The following is a 12,950-nucleotide window of genomic DNA, read 5'->3' as shown; positions in this document are numbered from 1 at the left end:
GGTGCGTCGTATCGCGGTGCTTGACGCGCCGTCCAACCTGGGTCTGCGCCCTCCCACGCCGACGTCGGCGCCGGGCTGCGCGAAGGCGCCGGGCGCGCTTCGGGACCAGGGGCTGTTGGCCCGGCTGGACGCCCGGGACGCCGGCTGCCTGACACCGCCGCGCTACGACCCGGGTGACTGGCGCCCCGGCGACGGGGCCGCCCAGGCGGCGCAGATCGCGGCGTACTCCAGGCGGCTCGCCGATCGCATCGGGGCGGTCGTCGACGCCGACGAGTTTCCGCTGGTCCTCGGCGGCGACTGTTCGATCCTCATCGGCGCGGGCCTGGCGATGCACCGGCTCGGCGAGGCGGTCGGCGGGCGGGTGGGCCTGGTGTTCGTGGACGGCCACTCCGACTTCCGGCATCCGGGCAACGCGGCGTATGTGGGCGCGGCCGCGGGGGAGAATCTGGCCCTGGTGACCGGCCGCGGCCAGGGCGACCTGGCCGCGATCGAGGGCCGTCGCCCGTACTTCCGGGACATCGACGTGGTGGTGCTTGGCCTGCGCTGCCACGATCAGCACCGGCTCGATCTCCAGGCGGCCGGCATCGTCCACCGGCTGGTCACGGAGCTGAGGGCGGAAGGGCCGGCCCGGACGGCGCAGTGGGCCCGCGAGCAGGTCGCCGACTGCGCGGGGTTCTGGCTGCATGTCGATGTCGACGTGTTGGATCCGGCGGTGATGCCGGCCGTGGACGCCCCGGAGCCGGGCGGGATCGCTTTCGCTGAGCTTGAGCTGCTGCTGGCCGGCCTGGTCGGCACCCCGCACTGCCTGGGCATGCAGTTGACCGTCTTCGACCCGGACTACGACCCGGACGGTGTCCACGCCGGTGAGGTCGTCGGCGCGCTGGCGAACGGGCTGGGCCTGGCGAGCGCGGCGACGACGGGACATCCGGCGAGGTGAGCGCGATTCAGCTCGGGCCCGGCGACGGGTCTCCAGGCGAGGGCGTCAACGGTAGCCGCGCCGTCGCGACAGTGCCGGCGCCGGAGCCTGGCACCGGCGCCACGATGAGGTCGCCGCCGTGCATTTCGACCACCGCGCGGACGAGCGCGAGCCCCAGCCCGGTCCCCGGAATGCCGCGGTTGATGACGTTGGAGGCGCGAAAGAACCGGCGGAAGAGCTGTTCCCGCTCCTCGGTCGGAACGCCGACGCCGGCGTCGGTGATGGTCAGCTCCGCGACGTCATCGTGGCTGGAGGCGTAGACCTTCACCTCGCCACCCTCCGGGCTGTACTTGATCGCGTTCGACAGGAGGTTCTCCACCACCTGGCGCAGCCTGGTCTGGTCGGCGTGGAGCGGTAGGCGGTCCGGCACCCTGTCGACGACCGTGACGTTGTTGGCCGCGGCGCTCGCGGCCTGGGCGGCCATCACCTCACGGGCCAGCGGCGCGAGGTCGGTGTCGACGAGTTGCAGGTTGGCGTGGCCGGACTCGATCGCGGCCAGGTCGAGCAGGTCCTCGATGATCGCGCGGAGGGTCTCGGCGTTGCGGGTGATCGCCTCCAGCATCGACCGGTCGTCCTCCGGCCATGAGACGGCGCTGTCACGCAGCAGCTCGGAGTAGGCGCCGATGGCTGTCAGCGGCGTCCGGACGGCGTGCCCCACGAGAGCGACGTAGTCGTCTTTGCTGCGGTCCAGCTCGGCGCGCAGCTCCTGGGCCCGGTGCCGGGCCAGGAAGGCCGCCAGGTGCGCTGCCATCGCCTGGGCGAAACCGACATAGTGCTCGGCTGGTCCGTCGGCCTCGTCGCCGGAGAGGGCCAGCGCGCCAAGTTCCGCCCCGTCGGAGCGGATCGGCACCGCCAGCCGGTGCCGCGGCTCGAGCGCGCCGCCGGGCGGTCGGACCGGGGTGGCGCCGACATCGGTCGGGCCCAGCCACACCGCCTGCCCGCTCTCCAGGCACTGACGGGCCAGCGCTTCGCCCTGCCAGCGGACATCACGCCGGCATGAGTCGTCCGGATCGTCAGCCAGCCACCGGGCGGCCGGTTGGAGCCGCCCGCCGGGCGCCGCCAGCAGCCACGCCTCGCCCCACGACCAGCGGAGCGTGGCCGCCATAGCGTGCAGCACGGCCGCGATCGCGTCCGTTGGCGACTTGGCGTAGGCGAGGGTCCTGACCACCTCCAGCTCGCAGGCCCGGAACCGGTCGGTACGCATCTGGTCGGTCACGTCATGTAGGGCGGCCACCGCGCCCAGTAGCTGCCCGCCGCCGTCGCGTACCGGTTGGGCGTTGAGCAGGAACGTCCGCGACTGCCTGCCGGGGGGCTTTATCTGTAGGTGCTGGCCCTGCACGACCGCCCCATGCAGGGCCCGGAACAACGGCGTCTCGGCGGCCGGCACCGCCGTGCCGTCAAGTTCGTACGCGACGGTTGACGCCGCCCCGAGATCGAAGGGCTGCCAGTCGTCAGGCAGCCTGTACCACTCGCGCAGTGGCCGGTTCGCCACCACGACCATGCCGTTCGGGTCACAGGCGACGATTCCGGTGAGCACGCTGTCCAGCACTGCGTTGAGAAAGCTGCCCTGGCGGGCGGCGTACCGTCGGACCTCGGCCTGTTCGCTGGTGTCGATGAGGAAGCCGCAGATCAGCGGACCGGAGCGGGACGGCACGCAGGTCAGGTAGGCGTCGAGAGAGAACTCGCGGCCATCGACGGCGCGCCCGGTGGCGAGCGCCCGGTGCTGTGGCCGGTCGGTGGTGGCCATCTCGGCGAACAGGGCACGTTGCCGGGCGGCGTCGCCCTCCAGGGTGAGCAGGTCGCTGATCGGCTGACCGACGGCCTCGGCCGCGGTCCGTCCGAACAGCGCCTCGGCGGCTGGGTTCATGCCGACGAGCGCGCCATCGATGTCGATGGCGACAAACGCCTCCAGGACCGACTCCAGCAGCGGCCCCAGCTCAAGGTCGGGCAGGGCGCCGGCAGGGGTCCGGGGCGCCGTCGGCCGGAGCACCTCGGCGACCATCTCCAGCTGCGCGACCTGCCGCGCCGACCACTGCCGCGGCTTGTTGTCCGCGACGATGATCGAACCCACCGGTTCGCCGGCCGGCCCGTGCAGCGGCGCGCCGACGAATGCGCGCACCCCGTGCTCGGTGAGCTGGCGATGATCGGCCAGGTCAGAGTCGGCGGCCATGTCCGGAATCACGGTGGCGCCGTCGCTGGCGACAACATGTTTGCCGAGGGAGTATTCCAGCGCGATCCGGCGACCTCGGCCCAACTGCGCTGCCAGGCCGTAGCTGCCGATGATCGTGTCGGCGTCGCCGCCGACCAGGCAGACCGCCCCGAATGGCGCGTCGAGCAGCTTGGCGGCCAGCGCGGCCAGGCCGTCGAGCGGCACCGACAGGCCAGCCAGCGTGAGCCGGGCGCGGTCGACCGCGGCGACCCGGTTCGGCTCGGCCAACGCGGTCACATCGAACGGCATACCCCACCCCCGTGCCGAGGCCCGTTCTATGGCAATTTGTCAAGAACGACATCAAACTCTGTCTAATACCCGGTCAGCCTTCCCGCAAACGCCCAGAGTGGGTCGGTGTCAGCGCAGGGCCCGCAGGAATTTCGCCGTGATCGGGACCGCGGTGGCGCTGCTGGCGCCCCCGTTCTCGACGAAGACCGCGAACGCCACGTCGCCCTGCCAGCCGATCACCCAGGCGTGGGTGTGCGCGGGATTGTTGTCGTACTCGGCGGTGCCCGTCTTGGCATGCACCGGGCCGCCGGGCAGGTCCCGTAACGCCAGGGCGGTGCCCTTGGTGACGACCTCCCGCATCATGGTGTGCAGCGGGCCGATGGAGGTGGCGCGTAGCGCCGCCGGCGCGGGAGCCGCCGAGGCCGGAATGTCCGCTGGTGTGGACGCCCCGGGACCGGCCGGGGTGGGCGTCGGCGGCGCCGCCGCGCCCGGCGCCGGATCCAGCAGCACCGACGGCGGCTTCCAGCCGCCCCGGGCGACGGTTCCGGTGGCCACCGCCATCGCCAGCGGGCTGACCACGGTGGTCCCCTGACCGAACGCCGCCGCGGCTCGTTCGGCGTTGGAGCCGCCGGTCGATACCCGACCGGCGAACGTATCGACGCCCATCGGCCAGGCCCCGCCCAGGCCCAGGTTTGCCCCGGCGGCGGCCAGCCCCTCCGGACCGAGTTTGGGGGCCAGCGCGGCGAAGGCGGTGTTGCAGGATTTGGCGAAATCGACGCGGAAGGGCGCCGAGCCCAGGGCGAACTTGTTCGCGTTGCTGAACGTCCGCCCGTCGACCGTGTAGGTCTTCGGGCAGTTGACCGGCCCGTTGAGGCTGACGGCGCTGCGGTCCAGCAGCCCCAGGGCGCTCACCATCTTGAAGGTGGAGCCGGGCGGGACCTGGGCAGTGAAGGCCAGGTTCTCGCCGCCGCCCCCGGGGCCGTTGGCGGCCGCGAGCACCACCCCGTCGCTCACCCGGACCGCGACCACGGCGGCGCGGCGGGCCTGACCGGTCAGCGCCGCCTCGGCCGCCCCCTGGGTGGGCACGTCCAGCGTCGTCTTCACCGGTTGCCCCGGAACCGCCTCGATCCGGTGGATCTCGCGGCTCTGGGTGGCGCCGTCCGGCGTCTTGCTGGCGATGAGGACGCGCTGCCCGACTGTCCCGCGGAGCCGGTCCTCGTAGCGGCCCTGGATGCCGCCGTGCCCGACCTGATCGCCCAGCTGATAGACGTTCGGGCGGGCGGCCATGTCGTCGCGCTGGACCGGGTCGACGGTGCCCAGCAGCGCCCTGGCGAAGGTGCGGGTCGCGGCCAGCTGGCGGGTCTCCTCGCGGAACACTGTGCCCGCCAGCGGCTGGAGCCGCTGGCGGATCTTCTGGTAGTCCGGCTCCCGCAGCGAGACGACCTCGACGAACGCGTCGGGATCGGCCGCGGCGAGGCGCGCTGGCAGGTCGGCGAGGTCGACGGCAATTCCGGCCACCTTGAACGCCGCGGCCATGGCGGCGGTCAGGGTCGGCACGTTCGTCGCCAGCCGCGGCTGCACCCCGACCACGACGACCGGCCGCGCGGCGACCAGCGGACGTCCGGTGGCGTCGAGGATCGGCCCGCGGGCGGCCGTCAGCCGCTCGACCGCCAGCGCGTCGTCCGCGGTGAGCTGCGGCTCGACCACGGCGGGTTCCCAGACCACCACCCAGGCGTCGTTCTTGCGGGACAGTTTGACCGTCGTCGGGTACTTCCACCGAGCGCCGCCCGGCAGCGTCCAGTCGACGTCGACGGTGTACTCGGCGGCCCGGTCGTTGGCCTTGGTCCGCCCGGAGCGGGTCAGCGCCGGCGGGATGTCCTTCAGCTCCCCCGACACCTGCTTGAGTTGGGCGAGCACATCGGCGGCGGCCAGCTTCTCGCCGGCGGGGCTGACGAATCCGACCTTGTCGAGGGCGCCGGAGCGCCAGCCGTCCAGGAACGCGGCGAGCGTCGGGTCCGGCGAGTCCGTGGAGCAGCCGGCGAGGCCGCCGGCGGCGGTGAGCAGGACGGCCAGAGCGCCGAGCGCTCGGGTCGGTCCGGGCAGGGGACGCATCGTGACACCTCCGGTCGCGGGCCCGGCAGCGTGGAGCCCGTCGGTTCAGCAAACCGTGCCAATCAAGCATGCTCCTCGGTGTTGTCGGAAAGTTGACAGCACGCGTGCGTGGGCGGTTCGGTGACACAAATCGCACGGCCTAGGCTATGAGGACGTGGGCCCGCGAGGCAGCGGGCGAGGGGAGTGGCATTCCATGGATCGGCAGGGCGGCACAGGCGTCGACATGCGCAGCGGTGAGCAGTCGCCCGCCGAGGTCGGTACCGGACAGCCGGGCGGTTCGCCGCCGACCGCCGCGCCGACCGCGCAGGACCAGATCGCCGCCGCGGTGGCGTTGGCGGCCGACGACACCGAGCGGGCGTTGGTCGAGCACTACTGGCGGTTCGCGCCGGACGAGGATCTCGTCGGCCGCCCGCCCGCGTCGCTGCTGGCGGCGGTGCGTGACCACCGCGACCTGGCCGCCCAGCGGGTCCCCGGCGAGTTGAAGCTGGAACTGACCCCGCCGACGGACAGCTCCCAGCCCGCCGCCGTGGAGATCGTCACCGACGACATGCCGTTTCTGGTCGACTCGCTCACCGCCGCGCTGTCGGTCCGCCGGCTCGACGTGCGGCTCCTTGTTCACCCGCTGGTCGTGCTGCGTCGCGAGCCGATGGGCCAGCTCACCGAGCTGCGCCCCAGGGTCGACCCGGACGACGCCACCGACGCGGACCTCATCGAGAGCTGGATCCGGGTCGAGATCGATCCCCTGCACGACGCCGACGCCGAGCGCCAGCTGCGTCAGGATCTCATCGGGGTGCTCACCGACGTGCGGGAGGCCGTCGAGGACTGGCCGCGGATGAACGAGCGGGCCAGAGCGCTTGCGGAGTTCCTGGAGGGCGCCTCGTTACCGGTGCCCCGCAAGGACATCACCGACTCGATCGAACTGCTGCGGTGGCTCGCCTCCGACCACTTCACGTTCCTCGGCTACCGCGAGTACCGGCTGGTCGAGGCCGCTGGGGCGGACGGCCGTCCCGAGCTGCTGCTCGAAGCGGTCCTGGGCACCGGCCTGGGCATCCTGCGGGCCGACCAGAACGCGCCCCGGGTGTTGTCGTCGATGACCCCGGAGGCCTACGCGAAGGCGCTGGAGAAGCGGCTGCTCACCATCACCAAGGCCAACGCGAAGTCGACGGTGCACCGGGACGCCTACCTCGACTACATCGGTTTCAAGATCTTCGATGAACAGGGTGAGGTCGTCGGCGAGCGCCGCTTCCTGGGCCTGTTCTCGTCGGCGGCGTACCGCACCAGCGTCCGTGAGCTGCCGGTGGTCCGACGCAAGGTCGCCGAGGTCTTCGACCGGTCCGGGCTCTCCCCGCGCAGCCATTCGGGCCGCGACCTCATGGAGATCCTGGAGAGCTACCCTCGCGACGAGCTGTTCCACGCCCGCACCGACGAGCTGTACCAGACCGTGATCGGCGTGCTGCGGATGGCAGGCCGTCGGCAGCTGCGGCTGTTCCTGCGCAAGGACGCCTACGGCCGGTTCATCTCCTGTCTCATCTACCTGCCGCGGGACCGGTTCACCACCGCGAACCGGCTCAAGATGCAGACCATCCTGCAACGCGGCCTCAACGGCGTCGGGCTCGACTACACCACCAGGGTCAGCGAGTCGATCCTGGCCCGGGTCCACTTCATCGTCCGGACCGACCCGGCGAATCCGCCCCGTGACATCGACGCGCATGCCCTGGCCGAGGAGCTGGACCAGGCCACCCGGGCCTGGTGGGACGACTTCCGGATCGGTCTGGAGACCAAGTTCGGCGAGGGTCCGGCCCGCCGGCTGTACGCCCGGTACCTGCCGGCGCTCAGCGAGGCGTACAAGGACGAGCACAACCCGTTCGAGGCCGGCCAGGACCTGGCCAAGCTGGAGCTGCTCGACGATCCCGGCCAGCTTGAGATGCACCTGTTCCGCAAGCGCAAGGACGAGGAGAACGTCCGTTTCAAGGTCTACCGGTACGGCGAGCCGATGCTGCTGTCGGCGGTGCTTCCGGTGCTGCACTCGCTGGGGGTGCGGGTCGCCGACGAGCACCCGTACGAGATCAACCGCGAGGACGGCACGATCTACCTGTACGACTTCGGGCTCCAGCTGCCGGTCGGGCACCGGGCGCTGCCGGAGGTCCGCCCGCAGGTCGAGAACGCCTTCGCCGCCACCTGGCGTGGCGAGGCTGAGGTGGACGGTTTCAACGAGCTGGTCCTGCGCGCCGGCCTCACCTGGCGTCAGGTCGTGGTGCTGCGGGCGTACGCCAAGTACCTGCGGCAGGCCGGGACGGTCTTCTCGCAGGAGTACATGGAGCAGACGTTCATCGCCTACCCGCAGATAGCCCGGCTGCTGGTCCGGTTGTTCGAGGCCCGGTTCGCGCCGGACGTGAAGGCGCCCGCCGGCCGTGCCCACCTGGCACGGGACATCGCCACGACGATCTCGTTGGAGCTCGACGATGTCACCAGCCTCGACCAGGACCGCATCCTGCGCTCCTACCTCACGCTGATCCAGGCGACCCTACGCACCAGCTTCTACCAGCGCGCCTCGGTGGCCGACGGCGGTCGGCCGAAACCGTACGTGTCGTTCAAGCTGGACCCGCAGGCCATCCCGGACCTGCCGGCGCCCCGCCCGAAGTACGAGATCTTCGTGTACTCGCCCCGGTTCGAGGGGGTGCACCTGCGTTTCGGCGCGGTGGCTCGCGGCGGGCTGCGCTGGTCCGACCGGCGGGAGGACTTCCGTACCGAGGTCCTGGGCCTGGTCAAGGCGCAGATGGTCAAGAACGCCGTCATCGTGCCGGTGGGCGCCAAGGGCGGCTTCGTGCTCAAGCAGTTGCCGGGCGACCGCGACGAGGCGGTGACCTGCTACCGGCAGTTCATCGCCGCGATGCTCGACATCACCGACAACATCGTCGCCGGGGAGGTCGTCCCGCCGCCGGACGTGGTCCGCCACGACGCCGACGACCCGTACCTGGTGGTGGCCGCCGACAAGGGCACGGCGACGTTCTCGGACATCGCCAATGAGATCTCGCTCAACTACAACTTCTGGATGGGCGACGCGTTCGCCTCCGGAGGGTCGGCCGGCTACGACCACAAGGGCATGGGCATCACCGCCCGGGGCGCGTGGGAGTCGGTCAAGCGGCACTTCCGGGATCTGGGCGTGGACACCCAGACCCAGAACTTCACCGTGGTCGGGGTCGGCGACATGTCCGGCGACGTCTTCGGTAACGGGATGCTGCTGTCGGAGCACATCCGGCTGATCGCGGCCTTCGACCACCGGCACATCTTCATCGACCCGAACCCTGACGCGGCGGTGTCGTTCGTCGAACGGCGGCGGCTGTTCTCCCTGCCGCGCTCGTCCTGGGCCGACTACAACGCCGAGCTGATCTCCGCGGGCGGCGGCGTGTTCCCCCGCACCGCCAAGGCGATCAACCTGAGCCCCCAGATCCGTGGGGCGCTCGGCCTGGACGAGACCGTCGTCACGGTAACCCCGGCGGAGTTGATGCGGGCGATCCTCTCCGCGCCGGTCGACCTGTTGTGGAACGGCGGCATCGGCACGTACGTCAAGGCCGCCGGCGAGTCCCACCACGACGTCGGCGACAAGGCCAACGACGCGATCCGGGTCAACGGCGCGGACCTCCGGGTCAAGGTCGTCGGCGAGGGCGGGAACCTGGGCCTGACCCAGCGCGGCCGGATCGAGCACGCCGCCCGGGGCGGCCGGATCTTCACCGACTTCATCGACAACTCGGCCGGGGTGGACTGCTCCGACCACGAGGTGAACATCAAGATCCTGATGGGCTCGGCGGTGGCCGACGGGGAGCTGACCGTCGCCGAGCGGGACACCCTGCTGGCGGAGATGACCGACGAGGTCGCCGAGCTGGTTCTGCAGGACAACTACGACCAGGCGCGGGCGCTCGGCAACGCCGACGCCCAGGCGCTGTCGTTGCTCCCGGTGCACCGTCGGATCATCACGGACCTGGAGCTGTCGGGTCACGTCGACCGGGCGTTGGAGTCGCTGCCCTCCGACGACGAGCTGCGGGTGCGTGGCGAGGCCGGTCGCGGTCTGACCGTCCCGGAGTTCTCGGTGCTCCTCGCCTTCGTCAAGATCGCTCTGGAGGAGGAGATCCTCGCCTCCGACCTGCCCGACGACGGCTGGACCAGCGAGGTGCTCAGCGAGTACTTCCCGACCCCGATGCGCAAGCGGTTCGCCGACCGGATGACCGGCCACCGGCTGCGCCGCGAGATCATCACGACCCAGCTGGTCAACGAGGTCGTCAACCGTGGCGGCATCTCGTTCGTCTACCGGGCGGTCGAGGAGACCGGGGCGTCGCCGGCGGACGTGATGCGCGCCTACGTGGTCGTCCGGGACGTCTTCGGTTTCCGCGAGCTGTGGCAGCACGTCGAGGACCACGACAACCAGGTCTCCACCGACGCGCAGACCGCGCTGTACCTGGAGTCACGCCGGCTGCTCGACCGGGCGGTCCGCTGGCTGGTGTCGTCGCGACCCTCGCCGTTGGACGTGGCCACCGAGATCGGCCGGCTGCGCGGCGGCGTGTCGCAGCTGCTGCCCAAGCTCGACGAGCTATTCCGCGGCACCGAGCAGGAGGCGCTTCGCGGTCACGCCTCCCAGTTGGTGGGCAGCGGTATTCCCGGGTCGCTGGCCTACCTGTCGACCCGCCTGGTCTACAGCTTCGGCCTGCTGGACGTCGTCGAGCTGGCTTCGGCCACCGGTCGCGGGGTGGAGGAGGTGGCCGGCGTCTACTTCGTGCTCTCCGAGCACTTCCGGGTCGACGACCTGCTGTCGCGGATCTCCGCCCTGCCGCGCAACGACCGCTGGCAGACCCTGGCCCGGATGGCGCTGCGGTACGACCTGTACGCCGCGGTCGCCGGGCTCACCGCCGAAGTGCTGGCGGCGACTCCGCCGGACGCCTCGCCGGACGATCGGGTCCGCCAGTGGGAGGACGCCAACGCCACAGTGATCACCCGGACGCGGAACGCCGTCGACGAGTTCGCCGAGTCGCAGGCCGACCTGGCCGCGCTCTCGGTGCTGCTGCGGCAGATCCGTACTCTGGTGCGTACCTCGGCGGCATCCTGAGCCATGACGGGTGGACGGCCGGCATTCCACCGACGGTGTGGCCGTGGTTACATGTTCCGGTGCCATTCGCCGGACAGTCCTTGCCTGACGCTCCTACCGTCGTAGCGCCCCAGCGGACCGCTGCGACGGTGGCCCCGTCGATTCCTCCGTCGGCCGTCGATCAAGCGACGGCCGGTGGGTCAGCGCTCGATGTGGCGGGTGTCACCGTCCGCCGTGGTGGGCAGTCGTTGCTGCGCGAGATCACCTGGCGGGTCGAACACGACCAGCGTTGGGTGGTTCTGGGGCCGAACGGCGCGGGAAAGACCACCCTGCTCAACCTCGCCGCGGCCCGCAGCCACCCCACCAGCGGCAGCGTGACGATCCTCGGCGACCGGGTCGGCGCCACCGACCTGGCCGTCCTGCGCGCCCGGGTTGGTCTGTCCACAGTGGCGCTCGCCGATCGGCTGCCCGCCGACGAGCGCGTGCACGACATCGTCCTGACCGCGGCCTGGTCGGTTGTCGGCCGGTTCCGCGAGGGCTACGACGCTGTGGACGAGGACCGGGCCTGTGGCCTTCTGGCGCAGCTGGACGTGCTTGATCTGGCTGACCGCCCCTACGGCACCCTTTCCGAGGGCGAGCGTAAGCGGGTGCAGATCGCCCGGGCTCTCATGACCGACCCCGAGCTGCTGCTGCTCGACGAGCCCGCCGCCGGTCTCGACCTGGCCGGACGCGAGCAGCTTGTCGCCCGTCTGGCCAGGCTCGCCGCCGACCCGTTGGCGCCGGCGATGGTGCTGGTGACCCACCACGTCGAGGAGATCCCGCCGGGCTTCACCCATGCCCTGCTGTTGCGGCAGGGCGCGGTGGTCGCGCAGGGCCCGCTGCGGGCCACTCTCACCGACGACGCCCTGTCGGCGACCTTCGGCCTGCCCCTGCGTCTGGACCTGGCCGGCGACCGCTTCACCGCCCGCGCCCGCTGACCCCGGGTCCTCAGGTGAGGTGGGGTTGTTCCATGGCGCGTTGCAGGGCGCGGTAGATCTTGCCGAACCGGAGGCGGTCGCCGGTGCTCAGCAGGAGCACCGATTCGCCGCGCCACCGGGCCCACAGCTGCATCTCCCGGGACCCGCGCGCGTACGACCGGTCCATCCATTCCAGCAGCAGGTCGGCCACCGGGCCGGTGGCCAGTCCGACAACGATCGCGGCGAGCACCACGGTCACCGTGGCCAGCACCGACAGCCGCATCGACAGGGCGACGGCGACCCCGACCACCGCGAGCGTCAACGGGACCAGTAGGGCGCCGCCGAGCAGCCCCCGCCGGAGGATCGCCGAGAACGAGCGCGCGCCGCGCTGGTGCCACACCTCGGTCAGCTCGGTCAACGCGTAGGCCCGCCCGTCGACGATGACGGCGCCCGCGGAGACCTCGACGTGACGGTCGCGGTAGTAGATCCGACTGTCGCGGCCCGTCCACTCCTGCATGACCTCACGCTACCGGCCCGATCGGCGGTGGCCGTAGGCTGACGGGCGGCTCGATCGTCGATGACTGGAGGCAGGCGTGGCGCAGGTGGCGCAGTTCGATAAGGGGGAGTTCGTCCGGTTGGAGGTCGCGGACGGGATCGGCACGATCCGCCTGGACCGGCCGCCGATGAACGCCCTGAACACCGCGTTGCAGGACGAGCTGCGCGAGGCGGCCGGCGCGGCCACCGCGGACCCGGAGATCAGGGCTGTGATCGTCTACGGCGGCGAGAAGGTCTTCGCCGCCGGCGCGGACATCAAGGAGATGGCCGACATGTCGTACGTCGACATGTCGGGGCGGGTCGCCGCCCTGTCGGCGTCCTTCGACGCGGTGGCCCGGATCCCCAAGCCGGTCGTCGCCGCGGTCACCGGATACGCCCTCGGCGGCGGGTGCGAGCTGGCGCTGGCGTGTGACTGGCGGGTGGTGGCCGAGGACGCCAAGCTCGGCCAGCCGGAGATCAAACTCGGCGTGATCCCGGGCGCCGGCGGCACCCAGCGGCTGGCCCGGCTGGTCGGCCCGGCGCGGGCCAAGGACCTGATCTTCTCAGGTCGGATGGTGGACGCCGCCGAGGCGCTGGCGATCGGTCTGGCCGACCGGGTGGTCCCGGCCGAGCAGGTGTACGAGGCGGCGTTGGCGCTGGTGAAGCCGTACGCCCACGGCCCTGCGCAGGCGGTCCGGGCGGCGAAGCTGGCCATCGACGGCGGGCTGGAGATGGACCTGGCATCGGGTCTGGTCTGGGAGGGTCAGCTGTTCGCGGCCCTGTTCGCCACCGAGGACAAGCGCGAGGGCATGGCGGCGTTCGTGGAGAAGCGAAAGCCGAATTTCACCGGACGGTGAC

General features: G+C 71.5%; 6 protein-coding genes and 1 pseudogene. 4 read left to right on the top strand and 3 right to left on the bottom strand.

Annotated elements, in window-relative coordinates:
* Position 1: 1 nt before the first annotated feature.
* Positions 2-895 (top strand): annotated as a pseudogene (locus ABD287_RS09920) (arginase family protein); the annotation flags it as partial.
* Between the two features lie 49 nt (positions 896-944).
* Here the strand turns inward: ABD287_RS09920 and ABD287_RS09915 are convergent.
* Entirely contained in the window at positions 945-3,434 is a 2,490-nt protein-coding gene (locus ABD287_RS09915; protein WP_344171491.1) for a sensor histidine kinase, read from the bottom strand.
* Positions 3,435-3,542: 108 nt separating this feature from the next.
* Positions 3,543-5,525, bottom strand: a complete 1,983-nt coding sequence (locus ABD287_RS09910) for a penicillin-binding transpeptidase domain-containing protein (protein ID WP_344171489.1) — start codon at positions 5,523-5,525, stop codon at positions 3,543-3,545.
* Positions 5,526-5,718: 193 nt separating this feature from the next.
* Between ABD287_RS09910 and ABD287_RS09905 the strand changes: the two genes are divergently transcribed.
* Positions 5,719-10,623, top strand: coding sequence for an NAD-glutamate dehydrogenase (locus tag ABD287_RS09905; protein WP_344171487.1), 4,905 nt, complete (start codon positions 5,719-5,721; stop codon positions 10,621-10,623).
* A gap of 128 nt (positions 10,624-10,751) precedes the next feature.
* The gene (locus tag ABD287_RS09900) at positions 10,752-11,579 is read left to right on the top strand and encodes an ABC transporter ATP-binding protein (protein WP_425565581.1); all 828 of its coding nucleotides are present in this window, start codon (positions 10,752-10,754) and stop codon (positions 11,577-11,579) included.
* Positions 11,580-11,589: 10 nt separating this feature from the next.
* Here ABD287_RS09900 and ABD287_RS09895 read toward each other — a convergent pair whose 3' ends face one another.
* Positions 11,590-12,075: a DUF6232 family protein gene (locus ABD287_RS09895; RefSeq protein WP_344171486.1), complete on the bottom strand. Its 486-nt coding sequence runs from the start codon at positions 12,073-12,075 to the stop codon at positions 11,590-11,592.
* An 85-nt stretch (positions 12,076-12,160) separates the two neighbouring features.
* On the opposite strand from ABD287_RS09895, the gene ABD287_RS09890 reads away from it, so the two are divergent.
* On the top strand, positions 12,161-12,949 hold the full coding sequence (locus ABD287_RS09890; RefSeq protein ID WP_344171654.1) for an enoyl-CoA hydratase-related protein: 789 nt from the start codon (positions 12,161-12,163) through the stop codon (positions 12,947-12,949).
* Position 12,950 lies beyond the last annotated feature (1 nt).

The sequence above is a fragment of the Pilimelia columellifera subsp. columellifera genome, assembly GCF_039532605.1.
Taxonomy (GTDB): domain Bacteria; phylum Actinomycetota; class Actinomycetes; order Mycobacteriales; family Micromonosporaceae; genus Pilimelia; species Pilimelia columellifera.
This window is presented reverse-complemented; position numbering and strand designations above follow the sequence as displayed.

Coding starts and splice junctions, on each gene's coding strand:
- ABD287_RS09915 (WP_344171491.1), bottom strand. CDS start 3,434: ATGCCGTTCGATGTGACCGCGTTGGCCGAGCCGAACCGGGTCGCCGCG.
- ABD287_RS09910 (WP_344171489.1), bottom strand. CDS start 5,525: ATGCGTCCCCTGCCCGGACCGACCCGAGCGCTCGGCGCTCTGGCCGTC.
- ABD287_RS09905 (WP_344171487.1), top strand. CDS start 5,719: ATGGATCGGCAGGGCGGCACAGGCGTCGACATGCGCAGCGGTGAGCAG.
- ABD287_RS09895 (WP_344171486.1), bottom strand. CDS start 12,075: ATGCAGGAGTGGACGGGCCGCGACAGTCGGATCTACTACCGCGACCGT.